Source organism: Halarcobacter sp. (genome assembly GCF_963676935.1).
GTDB lineage: Bacteria > Campylobacterota > Campylobacteria > Campylobacterales > Arcobacteraceae > Halarcobacter.
In genome coordinates, this window is record NZ_OY781470.1 from 1,080,674 (window position 1) to 1,099,446 (window position 18,773).

Genomic DNA, 18,773 nt, shown 5'->3' on the forward strand with positions numbered 1-18,773 from the left:
AATTTCAATTTAAGTATTTTATATAAAAAAGAAAGAAAGGTATGATATGAATAGAGTTCTTTTAGCAGGAGCTACAGGGTATTTAGGTGGATATATTGCAAAAGAGCTTCAACAACGATCTCAATTTTTTAGGACTATTGTTCGAAACCCAGATAAACTTGAAAAAAATGGTATTAAAGCCAATGAAATCCTTAATGCTGAATTGACTGACTCAAAATCTATCAAAGAGTGTTGTAAGGGAATAGATATTGTTATTTCCACTGTTGGTATCACAAAACAAAAAGATGGTCTTACTTATATGGATGTAGATTATCAAGCTAATATGAATTTGCTAAAAGAAGCTAAAAAAAGTAGAGTTAAAAAATTTATTTATGTTTCAGTTCTAAATGGTGAAAAGTTACAAAATTTAGAAATATGTAAGGCAAAAGAGTTGTTTGTCGAACAGTTAAAAAAGTCAGGAATAGATTATTGTATTATTCGCCCAAATGGTTTTTTTTCGGATATGTCAGAATTTTTTAATATGGCAAATAGTGGACGAATATATCTTTTGGGAAATGGAGAGTTTAGAGCTAATCCAATTCATGGTAAGGATTTGGCAGTTGTTTGTGTCGATGCTATAGATGGACTTGATAAGAATATTGAAATTGGAGGACCTGAAACGCTAACACAAAATGAGATTGCAACAATAGCCTTTGATGTTTTGGGGAATAAACGAAAAATAACTTATATCCCAGAATGGCTAAGGATTACAATACTCAAAATAGTAAAGTTATTTAGCACAAGTAAATTTTATGGACCAGTTGAATTTTTTATGACAGTTATGGCAATGGATATGGTTGCTCCTAAATATGGCAAACATACCTTAAAAGAATATTTTAAAAAATTAAATAATAAAAATAGATAACAAGATAAATTACGTCATTTATTTGAAATATAAATTATACAAGGAGAAATCGATGATTACATCTATCACTAAATTTAAGTTACCAAATCCTATTACTCAAGCAGAGGCAAAAGATATATTTTTAAGTACTGCACCAAACTATAAAGATTTACCTGGTTTGATTAGAAAATGTTATGTGATCTTCGATGAGGGTGATTCAGTTGGTGGAATTTATCTTTGGCAATCTCGTAAAGATGCCGAAGCAGTTTATACTGAAAGCTGGAAAGAGTTTGTTCGTGAAAAATATGGTTCTGAGCCTGAAATCATTTATCTTGAAACCCCAGTTATAGTTGACAATATATTAAAAGAGATAATTAGTTAATTATATTCACAAAGAAAAGGAAAGATTTTATGATATCTTTTGAATTTTTACTCACTTCACTAGTTGTAGTTTTGATCCCAGGTACAGGAGTTTTATACACTATTGCTACTGGATTATTTACTGGAAAACGTGCTAGCTTCTTTGCTGCCTTAGGATGTACCTTAGGTATTATTCCTGCTTTACTTGCTAGTAGCTTGGGACTTGCTGCTATTTTTCACACTAGTGCTGTTGCTTTCCAAGTTGTTAAGTATATTGGTGCAGCTTATCTACTATATTTAGCATGGCAAATGTGGCATTCATCATCTGCATTAAGTATCTCTGAAAAAGATTCGAAAAGTAATTACTTAAATATTGTTATTAAAGGGTTTATGTTAAATATTTTAAATCCTAAATTATCTATTTTCTTTTTGGCTTTTCTTCCTCAGTTTATTCCTAGTAGTACTGAAAGTGCATTAAACAGTATACTTTTGCTTGGGAGTGTATTTATGTTTATGACCTTTGTTGTCTTTATTGTATATGGTTTTTTATCAGGTTTGTTTAGTGCGTATATTTTAAAATCTGAAAAAGTTAGTGTTTATATCCAAAAGTTCTTTGCAACAAGTTTCGCGGCACTTGGATTTAAGTTGGCATTTAGTGAAAAGATATAAGAAAGTGCTGTAGATTAGGAGGGTATTAAGATTCTGTTTTAGCTAATAATGCTTTCATTAATTCAGCTTTAGATTGTAAATCATAATTCATATCTTTTAACCAGTCTTCTATTACTTCTTTTTTATATTCTAATTCTTTTTCTCTATAAGATTGAGCTTCTAATTCTTCATCCCAGTTGCCATATTTATCTAAAAATGAATCTTGAGCATAAACACCATCTATAATTATTTTTGTAGGCACTTGATTATTGTTTTCATCCAAAGTATATCCATCAAGTTGTACAGATTTTGTAGGTGGTGGAGTAAGAGCTTCTTTACTAATTTCTTTTAATGTTTCATTAAAATTTGATAATTCTTCAGGTTGATTAACATTAAGATTGATAGAGTCATTTGAATTAATATGTGTACTTAAAAAACCAATATTAAAACTATTTACTAAATCATCAATAGAAGACATGAGAGATTCCTTAATTTTTATCAATAATTTATAATATAACATAATAGATATAAATATAAAATATAATTGCTAAAATGATTAAAAAATTTACAGTTTATCTCTTATTAATATTTAAATAACTATTATTTCAAAGTTTTTAGAATAGAAATTAAATTTTCTAAATGAAAATTCAACAAATAAATTTAGGGCTACAAATGGCTAAAAGTCAAAATAATAATAGTGTAAAAAGTTCAAAAGTTGATCTTATCAAACTTGGAAGTAATTCTACTCCCAAACAATTTTCAAAAGATACTACAGTAAAAGAACAAGTGGTAAATGCCAGAAAAAACGCAAGTTTAAATAAAGAAAAAGCAAAGAAAAAAGCTAAGATGGCAAAAGCTTCAAGAAAGAAAAATAAAAAGTAGAATAAGTAAATAATATATAACTTGATAAACTAACTATTTTTTCATACAAAAATACATAGATTAAATATAAAATGATTTACTTTCATTTAAAGGCTGTGTTATGATAGAAAAGTATGAAGACCAAATTATATTTGGAGTATTTAGTTTATTTTATTATCTTTCATCTTTTTTTGTTTATGTATCAGTATTACATTCATAAAAACCTAAAGATAAATACAAAGGATTAATCTATATTTATAGTATAATAATATATGAAAATAGAATTATATTATGATAAAGAGTGTCCTTTTTGTAAATATTATGCTAACTATATAAAACTAAAGCAAAATCATAATCTTATTCTTATAAATGCAAGAGATAGTAAAAAAACTATTGATGAGTTTACAAAGCATGGATATGATATAAATGATGGGTTTATTATAAGAGTAGATGATAAAAAACTCTATCAAGGTTCTGATGCTATAATTTACCTAAATAAGATTTCAAAAAAGAAAATCTATTTTAAAAATAACAAGTTTTTTAAAAATTTTATTTATCCTTCTGCAAAACTATTAAGAAAAATAATTCTTATACTTATCGGTAAAAACTCTAAAATTTAGTTAATTTTAGTAATTGTTATCAAATTTTGTTCTAAAAATACACAAGAAAAAAATAATTTTATTCATTGTTTATAATCCACATGATAGACTCCTTACAAAATTACAGGAGAAAAAATGAAGAAAATAATTTTATCAGCAATACTTACTACTAGTTTTGTTTTTGCACATCAAATAACAGCAAAACTTGACAATAACGTTTATAGTGCCGAATTTTGGGCTCATGGAAAATATGATAGTTTTGATGTAAAACAACTAAAAGGTGCAACTGCATATGACCAAAATAATCAAGAGATAAAAACGGGGATTGATTATTCAAAAGGTTCACAGTTATTTATGGCAAAAAAACCTTCTATGATAGCATTATCATTTGATGCAGGGTATTGGACTAAAACAGATGAAGGATATAAAAATATTGAACCAAGTAAATATAAAGGGATAGTTTTTAATACTCTAAAAAGTATCAAATACGGAAAAAGATATTTCACTTGGAGTGATAAATTTATAAACCCAATAGGTTTAAGTATGGAGGTTATTCCTTTAATAAATCCATTAAAAATAAAAAAAGGTGAAAAATTACCAGTATTAGTTTTAAAAGATGGTGAGGCTTTACAAAATGCAGGTTTTGAAACATCTGATTATGAAGATTTAGATGTAAAAACAAATAAATTTGGTATTGCATATATCCCTGTAAAATCAAGTGGATTACAAATAATAGCAGCAAAATATTATTCAACTGAAATAAATGATCCAAACGTTAATAATATAACTATTCAAAGTAGTATTTCATTTGAGGTAAAATAGTGATTAAAAAATATCTTTTTGCTTTTTTAATTTCAAGTATTTCATTATTTGCACATGGCATCTTTTATGATGTAGTAGAGGGAGGGGTAAGTGTACATATCACCTCTGCTAATAATATTAGTATAAGTGATGCAAAAGTGAAAGTTTTCGCTCCTGGTGGAAATTTACCATATGCAAAAGGTTATACAGATATAAATGGTAACTTTGCTTTTATGCCTGATAGTGCAGGGACATGGCATGTAAAAGTTTCAATGTCAAGTGACCATGGAAATCATGACAAAGAGTTTAATATTGAATTATCAGATGATTATAAAGTCAAAGATTTTGATAAACTTCCTATTGAAAGATATCTTGGTATTTTAAGTATATTAGGGATAATCTTTGGTATTTTTGGTGCATTTAGTTTTTTTCAAAGAAAGAATTCTTAAAAATAAAAAGCTTTAAAAGATCAAACCTTTTAGAGCTTTTTATCTTCTTGAAAAGGCTAATCCTATTCCAAAACTTACAAATAAACTTCCAATTATTTTCCCAAAATAGTTAGTTAATGATGTTTTATTAAACAGAACTTTTATGCTATTTGCACTAATAGAGTATATCATCATACAAGCAAAAGCTATAATCCCTAGAATTAAAACTAATAAAAAATAGTGCAAAAAACTATTTTGATTTTCATTTATAAACTGAGGGAATAAAGCTGTAAAAAACACTAATGCTTTAGGATTAGAACTTGCTACTATAAAAGCTTCTTTGAAAAGTTTTATCTTTTTTATTTTCTTCTTATTTTGTATGTTTTCTTTTATATGAAATGGAGTTTTAAATAATTTTATTCCAAGATAGATTAAATATAAAGCACCAATATATTTTATTATCATAAATAGTGTTGTAGAGGTTGTAAGAATAATACCTAAACCTGTTATTGCAATACTTGCTTGTATCATTGAGGCAATACTATTACCAAAAGCTGTATATAAAGATAATCTACTCCCATGTTTTATTCCATGTGTTAATGCCAATATCATACTAGGACCAGGGATAATTGAAGCTACGAAAACTGTAAAAACATAAACAATCCAAAAGTTTAGATCTTCCATATATATTCTTTATATTGATTTAAAAGATTATATGTAAATATTAATTATTTATCTATAAAGCAATATAAATAATATCTAAGTCTTAACATAAGTTTGAGCTAGAAAAAATGGCTAAATCTTCAAGAAAAAACAATAAAAAATAAACAAATTATTCTTTATTACGATAAAATATCTTTAAAAAAATACAATACTTACAATGATTTTACAAATATTTTTATTATAAGAGAACTTATAATCATATTTATACACTCATTAGAAGAGTTAAAGGAACCCTAGTGGATGAAATAAATACAGATTCTAAAAAACTCTTAGTTCTAAATAAACCTAAAGGATATGTAGTAACCCGTTCAGATGAACTTGGGAGAAAAACCGTTTATGAACTTTTACCCTCTTGGGTATTTGAAGATAATTGGATGCCTATAGGGCGACTTGATTTAGAATCTAAGGGGCTTTTACTTTTTACACAAGATGGTAAAACTGGAAATGCTTTAACCAAACCGGGAAATTGTATCAAAGTGTATGAGATTTGGGTCAGGGGATATGTAAATACAGAGCATATTAACTGTGCTATAAAAGGTGTAGAGAGTAAGGGAGATATACTAAAAGTTCTTAGTGTTGAAAAAATAGGTTTTGGTGGAGCAAAGACCAAACTAAGAATTAAGATTGATGAAGGAAAGAATCGCCATATAAGAAGACTTTTCTCAGCTTTAAAAGATCCTAAGTTTTGGACTTCTTTAAAGGTATTAAACTTAACAAGAGTAAGTATTGGAAACTTTAAATTAGATATAAAGAGTGGAAAATGGCGTTATTTAACTCTTGAAGAGGAACAACGATTGATGGAAAATTTGTAAATAAAAGTCAAAAATAAAAATATCAGCTATAATGGCAAAAAAACATAAGGAAATATATGCCTAAGGGTAAAAAAACAGTTATAAAAGAGATAAAGTTATTAGATAATGATGAGATTTTAATAAACAAAAAAGAGTATGTAATACTAGAAACAACAGAAGATATAACAAGTGCAAAAACAATGAAAATATCATCTAACGGAAACAGAATATTAAGATTTGATGATGAAAAGAAGAAAGCAACAATAGATGTTAAAAGAGAGATAAATATTGTAAAAGTTACTTTTAAAGACAAAGAAAAGGCACTAGAATTTAAAAAAACTAATGATAAAAAACTAATTTCACCAGAAGATAAAAAAGAGAATATCTGTTCTGCAAACTCATTTATAAAAGCAAGAGAAATACTTGCAAAACTTCAAGATAAAAAAAATGAAAATTATGATAAACAAACAGGAATTACAATTTTTTATTTTTTAGAATATTAAAGAAAAAACTTTAAAAGCTATTTATCAAGCTTCAACTTAGAAACAAAAGGGTATAGTGAATTAAAACAGTATAAATATTATACTTGGTTAGACAAGTTTGTTCTCCCCTTTTTCTCCTCTTTCTACATAAAGTAGAATTTTATTACAGAAGACTTCAATCATTAAAGCTATTAAGCTTATTTATTCTTAATAGTTTCACAAAAAAAGGAACTAGTATCACTAATTATAAATTCGGAGTTATTGGAACTTCAAAAAAAAAGGGTGAACTACGTATGCCTATTCATCCCGAGCATTTAGTACGTATTCCAGAATATATTCGTAAACAAATGGTGTTTGAAGAAGGCTATGGAAAACCCTTTGGGATTTTAGATTCTGTTATTGCTGAACAAACCGGTGGTATAGCTTCACGTAGTGAATTATTTGCTTCAAGTGGTGTAGTTATTTTGGCAAAACCTATAGAAGAGGATTTAAAAGAGCTTCGAGAAGGTGGCACTTTGTGGGGTTATCCCCATTGTGTACAACAAGAAACAATGACTCAGATTGCAATTGAACGTAAGCAAACACTTATTGCTTTTGAAGATATGTTTGCTTGGGGATCTAATGGACAAAAAGGTCGTCATACTTTTTATAAAAACAACGAAATGGCGGGGTATTGTGCAGTACTTCATGCTTTGCAAATAAAAGGGATTGATGGACATTATGGAAATCAGCGAAAAGTGATTATTTTTAGTTTTGGTGCTGTTAGTCGTGGAGCTATATATGCTTTAAAAGCCCATGGCTTCAGAGATATTACAATTTGTATTCAACGCCCAAGCCATGAGGTAAGGGAAGAGGTTCTAGATTGTAATTATGTAACAATCATGCCAGGAAAAGAGAATGAATCACGAATGGTAGTAGTTGAACACAATGGCAAAAGAAGAGCCTTGAGTGAACTTATAAGTGAATCAGATATTATTATAAATGGAACATTACAAGAACCTGCTAATCCAATCAATTATGTTATAAAAGATGAACACTCTTGTCTTAAACCTAACTCTTTAATCATTGATGTTAGTTGTGATGAGGGGATGGGTTTTTATTTTGCTAAACCAACTTCTTTTAAAAATCCAATTTTTAAAGTAGATACTATTGATTATTATGCTGTAGATCATACTCCAAATTATTTTTGGGAAAGTGCAACGCGTTCAATCTCAGCAGCTTTAATTGTACATTTAAAAGCAGTGATGGGTGGATCTGAAAATTGGGAAAAAGATGAGACTATTCGACAAGCAATTAATATTGAAAAGGGAATAGTTCAAAAACCAAATATATTAAAATTTCAAAAAAGAGAAGATACATACCCTTATCTTTTCATATAAATATAGCATTGATATTATTTTAGAATAGCTAAATAATAACCCTAATATAAATTAAAAATTGTTATTATAATTAAAAATTTTAGGATAATGTATGAAAAATATTTTTATTATTAGTTTAGTTGTAATTGCAATTGGATATATGTTTGTTTTGATGAAAGATAGATTTGATACTATCAAAGAAACAAATAAAAAGATTGCACAACAAAAAAATTGACATGCTGTAAAATTGTAACAAGAGATTTTTTTATATATTAATATAAAATCTACAAAAGAAAGAGTAAAATAAATATATAATATTATTTAATATAAAGGTTTCATACTGTTAGTACATAATAATTATAATGAATCAATTGTTGAGGGTGAATTACTTTTATTTCATACTCTTTGGAATACAACCAACGATAATATGTTTATTGTTAGGCAAAATAAAGATGGAGTATTTATTAGTGAAAAAATAAATTCATCATTAAAAAAAATATTTAACCTACCTGAAGAACACTTTGAAGGTGTATCTTTAAAAGAATTTTTAGATGAAAAAACTTATCTTGAAGTTTCAAATCGTTATAAAAAATGTATTAATGAAAATAGTCCAATTTCATATGAAGAGAAGTATATTATTGATAATACAGGACCGAGATATTGGAATACAACAATTCTACCTATTATTGATAAAGAAAATGATATTGTAAGAATTTTTGGTATTTCAAGAGAAATTACTCAGTTAAAAAGATTAAATGAATCCTTAGAAAATGAAGTAAAAAAAAGAACACAAGAGTTAGAAAGCGCATTAGAAAAAATAAAAGAGATATCTATAACTGATAAATTGACTGGCTTATATAACAGACACTATCTTGATTTAGTTTTGGAAGATATACAAAAAATTGTAAATAGACATGATATAAAATATGGTTTGATTTTATTAGATATTGATGATTTTAAATTAGTAAATGACACTTATGGTCACAATATAGGAGATATTTTATTAAAAGAGTTTTCTTTATTATTAAAAAATTCTATAAGAGAAACAGATATTTTAGGCAGATGGGGTGGTGAAGAGTTTTTAATTGTTGTTTCTCACACTTCAAAAGAGGCGATACTAACTCTAGCAAATCATATAAAAGAGAAAATTGAAAAACATAGTTTTAGTAAGGTTAATAAAATTACAGCTAGTTTAGGTATCTCTTTAGTTAAGAAAAATGAGGATGTAAATTCATTTCTTTTTAGGTCAGATACTGCACTTTACAAAGCAAAAAGAAATGGAAAAAATACGATAGAGATAGAAAACTAAAAGTTTTAATATATAGTTTAAATAATTAAACTATTTTAAAAAATACAATTACAATCTAAAATTTTATAGTAACATTTATTTAAATAAATAAAAATGGAAATAAAATGTTAAAAAATAATAAGTTAATAGATAAAACTAAATATTACTATAAATTAACAAAATCAAAAAAAATTCATAATTATCTTATTATCATTGGAATAATAGGTGTTTTAGTTGGATTATATTTTTCTGTAATTATTTTAAATCAAATATTTGCTTGGTTTATTTTAGTAGGAGTTTTTATTAAACTTTATGATTTTTCAGAGCAAATAGAAAAAAATATAGTTCCTTATGATTTTAATAAGTTATTACCACCTCCTAAAAATAAATCAACAAATTGTTCAACAAAAAAATGATATAACTCTTTCGTATTATCTTTTTTTAACGAATTTCTTTATACAATCACACCAACAAAACTAAGGAAATTGACTATGAATTTAATGGTATTTGGTGCACCAGGTGCAGGAAAAGGTACACAAGCAAAATTTTTAATTGAAAAGTATGATATCCCACAAATCTCTACAGGGGATATTTTAAGAGCTGCAATTGCAGATAAAACTGAGATGGGAATGGAAGCTAAAAAATTTATGGATGAAGGAAAACTTGTTCCTGATTCAACTATTATTGGTATTATCAAAGATAGACTTGCAGAAGATGACTGTAAAAAAGGTTTTATTCTTGACGGTTTTCCAAGAACATTGGCTCAAGCAGAAGCTTTAAGTGAATTAATGGAAAAAATGGGAATATCTTTAGATAAAGTTATCTCTTTAAATGTTCCAGATGAATTAATCGTAGGAAGAATTACAGGTAGAAGAGTATGTTCAAAATGTGGAGCATCTTTCCATGTTGAGTTTAACCCTTCAAAAGAAGAGAATGTATGTGATTACTGTGGTGGTGAGCTTATTATTAGAAAAGATGATAATGCTGAAACTGTAAAAAGTAGACTTGGTGCATATCATGAACAAACAGCTCCATTAATTGAGTTTTATACTAAAATGGGTGTTATGGTAGAACTTGATGGTACAAAAGATGTATCTGAAGTTACAGCAGATATGTTTTCTGCAATTGAAGCTTAATTAAATCCAAAAGAGTTGAAGTTTTACTTCAACTCAATCTTACAAACTGCAATATTTCTATTCCTTTTGAATATTTTTTGTTAATATTGATTTATGAATTTAACTAGTGAGCAAGAAGAGATACTAAAAGCTGTCTCAAAATATAAAAATATAAAAATAAATGCTTTTGCAGGTACAGGAAAAACTACTACTTTAAGATGTATAGCAAATGAGTATAAAGATAGAAAAATACTCTATCTAGCTTTTAATAGTGCTATTAAAAATGAGGCAAGTTCTACTTTTCCTAGCAATGCTTATGTAAAAACAACTCATGGCTTAGCCTATAGTGCAATAAAAAAATACACAGATATTGATTTAAGTCGTTTGCAAAACTATAGAGCAATAGATATTGCAAATGAGTTTGAAATACCATATACAAAAGCTTTAAGTGCATTAAAAATCTTTGAAAATTTTTGTAACAATACACAAGAAAAGATAAACGAAGAAGACCTAGAGCATAAAACTGCAAAAAAGATGTTTGACCATATGTTAATTGGTGTTTTAAAACCTACGCATAGCTTTTATCTAAAGTATTATTATCTACTTATCTCAAAAGAACAAATCCCACAATTTACCTATGATATTGTGATGCTTGATGAAGCACAGGATACAAATGAAGTAACTCTAGGTATATTTAACTGTTTAAACTCAAAAATCAAAATATATGTAGGTGATAGACATCAACAAATATATAGTTTTAGGGGTAGTAAAAATGCTCTTGATAAAATCTCTTGTGACAAACAATTGTATTTATCAGAAAGTTTTAGGTTCAATAAAGAGATTGCAAATTATGCAAACATTTTATTAAAAAGTTTCAAAGATGAAGAAGTTGATATAAAATCAAATAAAAACAATGATGAGTTAAAAACCTTTGGTTATATCTCAAGGACAAATGCTCACCTAATCTCAGTTATTTCAAAAAGAATAGAACAAAGAAAACCTTTTGTGACTGTTAGAAATCCAGATGAGATTTTTAGTCTTAGTATAGAAATTTACTATTTACTAAACAATGAAATAGATATGATTAGAAGAAACCCTTTTTTAAAAGGTTTTAAAGATGAAGAACAGTTAGCTTCTTATGCAAAAGAGACAGATGATTTTGAGTTAAGAAGTGCTTTAAAAATAGTAAAAGAATACCAAAATCAAATTTTTGATTTCAAAGAGATAGCTCAAAAGTTTTATAAAGCTTGGCAAAATAGGGATTTAAATAATTTTGATAAAAGATTAAATGAGATTTTGTTTCTAACTACAGCTCACACAGCAAAAGGTTTGGAATGGGATAGTGTGGTTGTAGCAGATGACTTTCCAAATTTTGCAGACTTGATTTTAGATATGGGATATACAAGTTTAAAGCAGTTTAAAAAAGAGTTAAAAAAACTTACAAATCAAGAATTGATTGATGAGTTTAACCTTTTTTATGTGGCTTTAACAAGAGCAAAAACTAAACTTGTAAAAGATAGCGAAAACTTCCATTATCTTATGTATTCAAATCTTGAAAAACTAATTGATAAAAAGATATCTGATACAAGTGAAGAGTTTGAAAAAGATGATAAAAAAATTGTTTTATCAAAAATGGATAATGAAGAGTTTGCAAAAATTAGAGAAACAAAAAATATAGAGAAAGGAAAGGCCAAAAAAAGTGGTTTAAAGTGGTCTTTAGAGGATAGAATAAAATTAAAAAGTTTATACAAGAAAGATACAAATATTGCCATTATAGCTACTAAGTTAGAGCGAACTTCAACCGCTATCTTAGCTGAGCTATTAAAAAGTGAAGTGATTACTAAAGAAGAAAAGAATATCTTATCAACTTTAGTTAAAAACAATCAAAAAGCTAGTAAGACTATCCTATCTTGATGATATTACTTTACATCATTTTGTGAAAAATCATAGTTTTCAATATGGTTATCAATATTTTCACCTAAAGCTAATTTATATTGTTCTGTAAAGTACTCTATGACTTTTTCTTTTTCAGCTTCCATCGCTTCTTTTGATTCAAATGAAGTTGAAGCCATCCAAGCATTAAATCTTGCTGCAGCGTACATTAAAGATGCACTAACTTCCCCTTGTGTTGTATTTTCATCTAATTGTTCATTTGCTAAAGCTATATGTTGGTCTGCTCTTATTAAAAATCCATTATTATTATTATTCATCTTTTATCCTATATTTTTTATGAATTATAGTTAAATTTTACTTCTATTTTTGTTTTATTATTTTATGAACTTAAATATTAATACTAGTTGTTATTCAAATTATTTTATAAGATATATGGTTATAGAATTTATGCATATAAGATTTATAAAAGGAGTTTATTATGGAACTTCAAGGAATAACAATAGATTTTTATGATAAAAGAACTTGCGGTCTTTTACCTGATTTATGTCTTAAATGGGATATTCGTTATGATGAGATTGAGGATAATGAAGAATTAATTCAATATTGGGAAGAAAGCCTTAATAGGGTACTTTCTAAAACCGATAAAGTAGTTAGCGGAAATATGGATGGAAAATCTATTTTATATTCTGCTGATGAAGATGCAATTAATATTATAAAAGAAGAATTCAAAGAATTAGAACTTAATAAAATAAATTATGAAGATATTATCAAGTGTGAAAATTGTCTGAAAAATGATTATTTAGAAAAATAAGATAAAAGCATAGTTTAATCTATATAATTATATCTTAATAAAAAGATTTAAAAGTAGAACTATGTCAAAAGATTTAAGATTTAATTTAGAAGATGTTAGTCAAATAATTATTGGTTCTTTTGCTTTAGCAATACCAATATCATTTTCAGAAGAGGCTTGGCGATTAAGTGAAACTTTGCCTTTTTTTAATCTAGGTTTATTACTTATTTTATCTTTTTGTTTTCTTGGTTTTTACACCTTTCAAGGTATATTTCAAGGAAATGTAAAAAGTAGATTATTTGCTTTTATTTTTAGAGTATTTATAGCATATTTGATTGCTATGGTTGTTGTTTTTTTAATACTTCTAGCAATTGATAAGCTACCTTTAATCGATGAAACAATTATTGCTATAAAAAGAATTATCGTAATATCAATGCCAGCTTCTATGGGAGCTATTATTGTTGATGGATTTGACAAGGAATAGATATGTTAGTGGATAATATTTTTGATGATATAATAATTGATAAGAAAAATGAACAGTTTACAGATATAATAAAAAATAAAAGTGTCAGAATAGAAAAAATAGTATCAAATGGTCAAAGTTCTCCAAAAGACTTTTGGTATTGTCAAGATGAAAATGAGTTTGTAATCATCTTAAAAGGTGAAGCAATACTTGAGTTTGAAAATGAAAAAGTTCCTATGCTAGAAGGAGATTTTATAAATATTCCTTCAAAAACAAAACATAGAGTAGAATACACTTTAAAAGATGGTGTTACTATTTGGTTAGCAGTTTTTTATAATTAAATTTTTACTATAAATTCTGCACCTAATCCATCTTCATCTTCCACATTTCTAACACTAATAATCCCATTAAAGTGTTTTTGAATTATTTGCGAACTCATATATAGACCTATTCCTGTACCTTGACTTTGATGTTTTGTTGTAAAGTATGGATCAAAAATCTTATCTACAATATTTTCAGGAACGCCACCTGCATTATCTTTTACTTTTATAATAGTTGAGTTATTTTCATATTTCAATGTTATCTTTACAATTTTATTTTTAATTTGTTTTTCTACTAAAACATCTTTTGCATTTGAAAACAGATTTAATATAACTTGAGCTAACATACTACTTGCACCATTATATTCCATATCTGGATCTTCAATTACTTTTTTTAAAACTATATGATTATTTTTATATGTTGCTGAGGTGATATTTTCACAATCTTTAATAACTTTTGATAATTTAAAAATCTCTTTTTCTGTACTTGATCTAAAGAAATTTCTAAAGTCTTCTATCGTTTTAGATAAGTATTGAACTGTATCATTGATTTTTTTCATATTTTTAAGCGTTTCTTCTTGCGTTGATGTTTGTTCCATTTCACTTTTTAGTTGATAAGAGGTTGCTATTGCAGAGATAAGACTAAGAGGTTGTCTCCATTGATGTGCAATATTTCCTATCATCTCTCCCATGGACGATAGTCTAGTTTGTTGTTGTAAAAGCATATCTTTTTGTTTTAACTCTTCTTGTATTTTATTTCTTTGTGTTATATCTCTTGATGCAGCATACAAATAAGGATTGCCGTCTAAAACTATATCTTTTGTTTTTATTTCAACATCAAAAAGAGTTCCATCTTTTCTTTTATGTTTTGTTTCAAATGTTTTTGGATTGCTTATTAAATCTTCAATTGTATCTTTAAAATCTAATTTTATATCCCAATCTTTTACATTTAAGGTTTTCGCTTCTTCTTCAGTATATCCAAGAGAATTTATAAATGAAGTACTATACATATAAAGGTTCCCTTTTATATCTAATATATGTATAAAGTCACCTGCATTATCAAGTATGGTTTTTATTCTATGAGTTTCTTCTTTTAGAGATTTTTCAAGATAGTATTTTTCAGTCTTATCTTCTGCAACACCAATATATCCTGTTACTTTTTCATTTTCATCTCTTAAAGCAGTTATTATAAGTTTTACAATCATTTTTTGATTGTTTTTAGTTTTAATCTCCCAATAACTTTGATTTTCCAAACCTTTATCAGTTTTGAATGTAATAACTTTATGGTTTGCTTCTATCTCTTCTTTATATATAATTGAAAGTTCTTTAGCTCTTTTTTCTAAATCTTTTTTTTGACAAAAAATAGTTATATTTTTTTTATTTACAACTTCTTCGGAACTATATCCAAAATTTATCTCAGCTCTTTTATTAAATGATGTGATTAAACCATTTTTGTCAAATACTACTACATTGTAAGCTATATTATCAAAAATAGCTTTTTTAAATTGATTTCTTTCTTCTATCATAGATATTTGTGATTTAATTTTGCCTACCATTTTATTAAAGGTTTTAGATAATACACCTATCTCATCTTTTGTCTTTATTTTAAGATTAATATCAAACTCATTTTGTGATATCTTTTCACTAGCTTGTGTTAATGTTGTTAGATGTTTTGTAAGTAAATAACCAATAGTAAAAAGCAGCAATATACTTAATAAAATCTCTAAAGATGCAATAAAAAAGCTTTGGGAAAATAGTTCTTTACTTGCTTGATGTAAAAAGCTTGTATTAAAACCAAAATAAACTTTTCCATATGATTGATTAGAAAACATTATATCAACACTTGTATGATAAATATTTTCATCATTTTTTAGTGAATAACTTTGTTTAGGAAGAGAATCATTTTGATGCCAATTTGCACTTGATATAGTTTTGTCATCTTTTTTTATTAAAATATATATTAAATCTTCTGACCCAACATAATCTTTCAATAAAGAATCAAGTGTAGCGTAATCTCTTTCTACTAATAGAGGCAATAGTGATGCTTGAAAGTTTGATTTTGTACTTTCAATTTGTTTTGTTATTGAAGAACTTAAATAATTAAGTATTAATCTATCTGCATTTATGATTAGTAATGATAAAGCAGTAATCTCTATCAAAAGAGAAAAAGCTACTAGTTTAAATCTTAGACTATTAAAAAATCTCATTTTATCCCTAAATATTTTTTTGTATCTTTGGAAACAGTTAATAAACTTTCTATATCTTCTTTAGAAATGTTTATGTATCCTTTATATCCAGTTTTTTTAAAGAAAATTTTTCCTTCAGAAGATTTCTCAAATTTTTTTAGTTTTTCTTTTATTTGATTAATCTTATTTTTGTTAAGTTTTGGATTAGCTAAGGTAAATAGATGTGGCATTTTAAAATCTGATTCTAAAATTCTAATTTTCTTTAAAAGCTCTTTATCTGAAAATTGTTTCAGAGGACTATATGTTGTTATAGATGCATCAGTAGTTTTTAATAATACACTTTTTATAGCACTAGTATGAGAACCTAAATCTTCTAATTTAAAATTTTTACCTTCAATTAAACCATTATCCAATAAAGTTTTTACTCCACCAATATTTAAAGCTGCTAGATAATCAGGTGTAGCTATAGTTGTGTTTTTTAAATCAGAAATTTTTTTATAAGGACTATCTTTTAATACAATTATTAATAAATCTAAAGAAGTATTATATCTATATATTGGTATAAAACCATTTTGGATATGAAGTGCGCCAAAATGTGGTGATGTAACAATTAAATCAAAATCACCACTTTCAACATCTTCATAAAATTTTTTATAATTACTTGAAGTGTATACTTCAACATTAGTGTTTAATTCTTTTGTTAAAAAATCAGTAAGAGGCTTATATATTTTTATTATTTTTAAAGCATTAGTATATGGAGTTACACCTATCTTTAAACTATCGGCAACACAAAATATAGAAAAAAAGCTGAATAGTAAAATTAATTTTATCAGTTTCATTAATAATCCTTTAATGAATAGTTATTTAAATTTTACCAGATTTCGTATAAATAAGACAAATTAATAAGTATAATTAAGTTTATATATAAGTATATACCCAAGTTACTCTTGGGCATATATTTATTTTATAGCTTGGATAGTAATTGAAAAATCTAAATTTTTTCCTGCTAATGGATGGTTGAAATCTACTTCAACTTCATTGTCTAAAATATTAGTAACAACTACTTGAATAGGTTGACCACCTTCCCCTTGACCTTGTAGAGGCATCCCAATTTGTAGCTCTAAATCTCCAAATTGTTCTTTTGGTACTAATTGTTTAGCTTCTGGATTATATTCTCCATATGCTTCTTGCGCAGGTACATTTATCTCTTTTGTATCATTTACATTCATATCAGCGATTCTTGATTCTAGTCCTGGAATAATTTGTCCAGAACCATATGTAAATTCTAGTGGCTCTTTGTCAATATTGCTATCAACAATTTCTCCTTCTATCTTTAATTCGTAGTTTATCGATACTAGTTGATTGTTTTCTATAGCCATAATGACTCCTTTTTTAATTTATCTTGAACACTATATCCAAATTTTTTTATATATAGATAAATAAAAAGTATGCAAAAATATTATTAAAATTTATTTTCTATATCTTTTACCCAATCTTCTAATCTTTTGTCTGTTAGTTCACTTTGATTATCTTCATCTAATACAAGACCAATGAATTTATCATTAACAACAGCTGTTGATTCTTCAAATTCATATCCGTCAGTTGATGTTTGACCAATAATATTTGCATCTTTTACATACCCATACAGATGTCCTAAAGCATTACAAAAAGTATCTTCATAACCTTCTTGGTCTCCAATTCCTAATAAAGCTACAGTTTTATTTGAAAAATCAATATTTTCTAAATTTTCTTCAAAATCTTCCCAATCAGATTGTAAATCTCCATCTCCCCAAGTAGGTGAAGCAAGAATTAAATTTTTGTATTTTTCAATATCCTCTTTTTTTGTATTTGAGATATTGTGAATTTCTATCTCTTTAGAAAATAAATCTTTAATTTTTTCTACAATCTCTTCTGTTGTTCCTGTATCACTACCAAAAAATAAACCTATTTTTTCCATAAAAAATCCTTTATATAATTTAAAATGGAAATTTAACATCTAAAAATTAAATAGTTATAAAATTTTTTCTGTAATTAATATTATTAACTTTAAAGGTTTAAAATGTGTATTTTTGTTATAAATTATTAAAAAATTTATTTATTTTACTTCTTTTTTTATAAATTAAATGTAGTTTAAATCTTTAATTTATTATAATCCAGCCTCATGAGGGAGATTTTATAATGTTATTAATTATAGAAATAGTTTTATTTCTTTTTGTTATGTATCGTGGTTGGTTTTTTGAGTCACTAGGATTGTTATTTCTTTTTTTTATAGAACAAATACTTATTGTAGAACTAAATATTACAAATGAAAGAATAACTTTTGGTGTTGAATTACTATTTATAGTTATTTTAATTAGTTTAGCATTATATAAAAAACGTACGAACGTAGAATATTGTGATAATTGTAATACACCCTTAAAAGATAGTATTTATTCTTGCAATACTTGTGGTGCTCCTTTAGTTAATGAAGTTTATAAAGAGATAAAAACAGAAGCTTCATATATTATTAGATTGATAATGAAAAATAAAAATAGCTTCCAAGAGGTTAAAGAGGTTTTAGCAAACCAATATAAAAAAATTGGTTTAGAAGATATAGTTATAGATAAAGACAATACTTTTATGATTAAAAATGATAAAAATGCATATATACTTCTACGGACAAACAATTTTGATTTGACAATAGAAACTTTTAATGTAAATAAACCTAACTTAGATGAATATAGGAATCTATTTATCCTTAAGCCTAGAAAAAGAGATAAACTCTAAAAAGATTTTATCTCTTTT

26 protein-coding genes are annotated in these 18,773 nt (G+C 26.2%); 19 read left to right on the forward strand and 7 right to left on the reverse strand.

Going from position 1 to position 18,773, the window contains the following annotated elements:
* Positions 1-46 precede the first annotated feature (46 nt).
* Genes ACKU4C_RS05350 through ACKU4C_RS05360 form a run of 3 tightly spaced genes read left to right on the forward strand, consistent with a single transcriptional unit; the run spans position 47 to position 1,912 of the window.
* Positions 47-904, forward strand: a complete 858-nt coding sequence (locus tag ACKU4C_RS05350; RefSeq protein WP_321315112.1) for an SDR family oxidoreductase — start codon at positions 47-49, stop codon at positions 902-904.
* Between the two features lie 52 nt (positions 905-956).
* A complete protein-coding gene (locus tag ACKU4C_RS05355) occupies positions 957-1,265 on the forward strand; it encodes a YdhR family protein (RefSeq protein WP_321315113.1) in 309 nt (102 codons plus the stop codon).
* A 29-nt stretch (positions 1,266-1,294) separates the two neighbouring features.
* Entirely contained in the window at positions 1,295-1,912 is a 618-nt protein-coding gene (locus tag ACKU4C_RS05360; RefSeq protein WP_321315114.1) for a LysE family translocator, read from the forward strand.
* Positions 1,913-1,937: 25 nt separating this feature from the next.
* On the opposite strand, the gene ACKU4C_RS05365 is transcribed toward ACKU4C_RS05360, so the two are convergent.
* Positions 1,938-2,369 carry a hypothetical protein gene (locus ACKU4C_RS05365; RefSeq protein ID WP_321315115.1) on the reverse strand — a complete coding sequence of 144 codons (432 nt, stop codon included), beginning with the start codon at positions 2,367-2,369 and terminating at the stop codon, positions 1,938-1,940.
* A 194-nt stretch (positions 2,370-2,563) separates the two neighbouring features.
* Here ACKU4C_RS05365 and ACKU4C_RS05370 point away from each other — a divergent pair, with 194 nt between their 5' ends.
* The 4 genes from ACKU4C_RS05370 to ACKU4C_RS05385 all read left to right on the forward strand — a co-directional run bounded on the left by ACKU4C_RS05370 (position 2,564) and on the right by ACKU4C_RS05385 (position 4,601).
* Positions 2,564-2,773: a hypothetical protein gene (locus ACKU4C_RS05370; protein WP_321315116.1), complete on the forward strand. Its 210-nt coding sequence runs from the start codon at positions 2,564-2,566 to the stop codon at positions 2,771-2,773.
* 251 nt (positions 2,774-3,024) lie between these two features.
* Entirely contained in the window at positions 3,025-3,372 is a 348-nt protein-coding gene (locus ACKU4C_RS05375) for a DCC1-like thiol-disulfide oxidoreductase family protein (protein ID WP_321315117.1), read from the forward strand.
* A gap of 114 nt (positions 3,373-3,486) precedes the next feature.
* Positions 3,487-4,173, forward strand: coding sequence for a DUF4198 domain-containing protein (locus ACKU4C_RS05380; protein ID WP_321315118.1), 687 nt, complete (start codon positions 3,487-3,489; stop codon positions 4,171-4,173).
* Positions 4,173-4,601, forward strand: coding sequence for a carboxypeptidase-like regulatory domain-containing protein (locus ACKU4C_RS05385; RefSeq protein ID WP_321315119.1), 429 nt, complete (start codon positions 4,173-4,175; stop codon positions 4,599-4,601). The genes ACKU4C_RS05380 and ACKU4C_RS05385 overlap by 1 nt, the downstream gene beginning before the upstream one ends.
* A gap of 39 nt (positions 4,602-4,640) precedes the next feature.
* Here ACKU4C_RS05385 and ACKU4C_RS05390 read toward each other — a convergent pair whose 3' ends face one another.
* The gene (locus tag ACKU4C_RS05390; RefSeq protein ID WP_321315120.1) at positions 4,641-5,264 is read right to left on the reverse strand and encodes a LysE family translocator; all 624 of its coding nucleotides are present in this window, start codon (positions 5,262-5,264) and stop codon (positions 4,641-4,643) included.
* A 275-nt stretch (positions 5,265-5,539) separates the two neighbouring features.
* Here ACKU4C_RS05390 and ACKU4C_RS05395 point away from each other — a divergent pair, with 275 nt between their 5' ends.
* The 8 genes from ACKU4C_RS05395 (at position 5,540) to ACKU4C_RS05430 (ending at position 12,251) form a co-directional block, all read left to right on the forward strand.
* Entirely contained in the window at positions 5,540-6,115 is a 576-nt protein-coding gene (locus tag ACKU4C_RS05395; RefSeq protein ID WP_321315121.1) for a pseudouridine synthase, read from the forward strand.
* A gap of 56 nt (positions 6,116-6,171) precedes the next feature.
* A complete protein-coding gene (locus ACKU4C_RS05400) occupies positions 6,172-6,597 on the forward strand; it encodes a hypothetical protein (protein WP_321315122.1) in 426 nt (141 codons plus the stop codon).
* A 272-nt stretch (positions 6,598-6,869) separates the two neighbouring features.
* Positions 6,870-7,955 carry a N(5)-(carboxyethyl)ornithine synthase gene (locus ACKU4C_RS05405; RefSeq protein WP_321315123.1) on the forward strand — a complete coding sequence of 362 codons (1,086 nt, stop codon included), beginning with the start codon at positions 6,870-6,872 and terminating at the stop codon, positions 7,953-7,955.
* Positions 7,956-8,046: 91 nt separating this feature from the next.
* Positions 8,047-8,169 carry a hypothetical protein gene (locus tag ACKU4C_RS05410; RefSeq protein WP_321315124.1) on the forward strand — a complete coding sequence of 41 codons (123 nt, stop codon included), beginning with the start codon at positions 8,047-8,049 and terminating at the stop codon, positions 8,167-8,169.
* A 192-nt stretch (positions 8,170-8,361) separates the two neighbouring features.
* Positions 8,362-9,243 (forward strand): GGDEF domain-containing protein, encoded by an 882-nt coding sequence (locus tag ACKU4C_RS05415; RefSeq protein ID WP_321315125.1) that lies wholly within the window; start codon positions 8,362-8,364, stop codon positions 9,241-9,243.
* Between the two features lie 104 nt (positions 9,244-9,347).
* On the forward strand, positions 9,348-9,638 hold the full coding sequence (locus ACKU4C_RS05420) for a hypothetical protein (RefSeq protein ID WP_321315126.1): 291 nt from the start codon (positions 9,348-9,350) through the stop codon (positions 9,636-9,638).
* Positions 9,639-9,713: 75 nt separating this feature from the next.
* Positions 9,714-10,358, forward strand: a complete 645-nt coding sequence (locus ACKU4C_RS05425; RefSeq protein WP_321315127.1) for an adenylate kinase — start codon at positions 9,714-9,716, stop codon at positions 10,356-10,358.
* Positions 10,359-10,451: 93 nt separating this feature from the next.
* A complete protein-coding gene (locus ACKU4C_RS05430) occupies positions 10,452-12,251 on the forward strand; it encodes a UvrD-helicase domain-containing protein (protein WP_321315128.1) in 1,800 nt (599 codons plus the stop codon).
* 5 nt (positions 12,252-12,256) lie between these two features.
* Here the strand turns inward: ACKU4C_RS05430 and ACKU4C_RS05435 are convergent, their stop codons facing one another.
* Positions 12,257-12,547 carry a DUF3144 domain-containing protein gene (locus ACKU4C_RS05435; protein WP_321315129.1) on the reverse strand — a complete coding sequence of 97 codons (291 nt, stop codon included), beginning with the start codon at positions 12,545-12,547 and terminating at the stop codon, positions 12,257-12,259.
* Positions 12,548-12,708: 161 nt separating this feature from the next.
* Here ACKU4C_RS05435 and ACKU4C_RS05440 point away from each other — a divergent pair, with 161 nt between their 5' ends.
* The 3 genes from ACKU4C_RS05440 (at position 12,709) to ACKU4C_RS05450 (ending at position 13,824) form a co-directional block, all read left to right on the forward strand.
* On the forward strand, positions 12,709-13,041 hold the full coding sequence (locus tag ACKU4C_RS05440; RefSeq protein ID WP_321315130.1) for a hypothetical protein: 333 nt from the start codon (positions 12,709-12,711) through the stop codon (positions 13,039-13,041).
* 61 nt (positions 13,042-13,102) lie between these two features.
* Entirely contained in the window at positions 13,103-13,504 is a 402-nt protein-coding gene (locus ACKU4C_RS05445; protein WP_321315131.1) for a DUF2391 family protein, read from the forward strand.
* 2 nt (positions 13,505-13,506) lie between these two features.
* Positions 13,507-13,824, forward strand: coding sequence for a cupin domain-containing protein (locus ACKU4C_RS05450; protein ID WP_321315132.1), 318 nt, complete (start codon positions 13,507-13,509; stop codon positions 13,822-13,824).
* Here ACKU4C_RS05450 and ACKU4C_RS05455 read toward each other — a convergent pair.
* From ACKU4C_RS05455 to ACKU4C_RS05470, 4 genes are all read right to left on the reverse strand, one after another.
* The gene (locus tag ACKU4C_RS05455) at positions 13,821-16,010 is read right to left on the reverse strand and encodes a PAS domain S-box protein (RefSeq protein WP_321315133.1); all 2,190 of its coding nucleotides are present in this window, start codon (positions 16,008-16,010) and stop codon (positions 13,821-13,823) included. The two genes, ACKU4C_RS05450 and ACKU4C_RS05455, sit on opposite strands and share 4 nt — an antisense overlap.
* Positions 16,007-16,828 carry a PhnD/SsuA/transferrin family substrate-binding protein gene (locus ACKU4C_RS05460; protein ID WP_321315134.1) on the reverse strand — a complete coding sequence of 274 codons (822 nt, stop codon included), beginning with the start codon at positions 16,826-16,828 and terminating at the stop codon, positions 16,007-16,009. Before ACKU4C_RS05460 ends, ACKU4C_RS05455 begins: the two co-directional genes overlap by 4 nt.
* A gap of 120 nt (positions 16,829-16,948) precedes the next feature.
* On the reverse strand, positions 16,949-17,368 hold the full coding sequence (locus ACKU4C_RS05465; RefSeq protein WP_321315135.1) for a peptidylprolyl isomerase: 420 nt from the start codon (positions 17,366-17,368) through the stop codon (positions 16,949-16,951).
* An 83-nt stretch (positions 17,369-17,451) separates the two neighbouring features.
* On the reverse strand, positions 17,452-17,946 hold the full coding sequence (locus tag ACKU4C_RS05470; RefSeq protein ID WP_321315136.1) for a flavodoxin: 495 nt from the start codon (positions 17,944-17,946) through the stop codon (positions 17,452-17,454).
* Between the two features lie 221 nt (positions 17,947-18,167).
* On the opposite strand from ACKU4C_RS05470, the gene ACKU4C_RS05475 reads away from it, so the two are divergent.
* On the forward strand, positions 18,168-18,755 hold the full coding sequence (locus ACKU4C_RS05475; protein WP_321315137.1) for a hypothetical protein: 588 nt from the start codon (positions 18,168-18,170) through the stop codon (positions 18,753-18,755).
* Positions 18,756-18,773 lie beyond the last annotated feature (18 nt).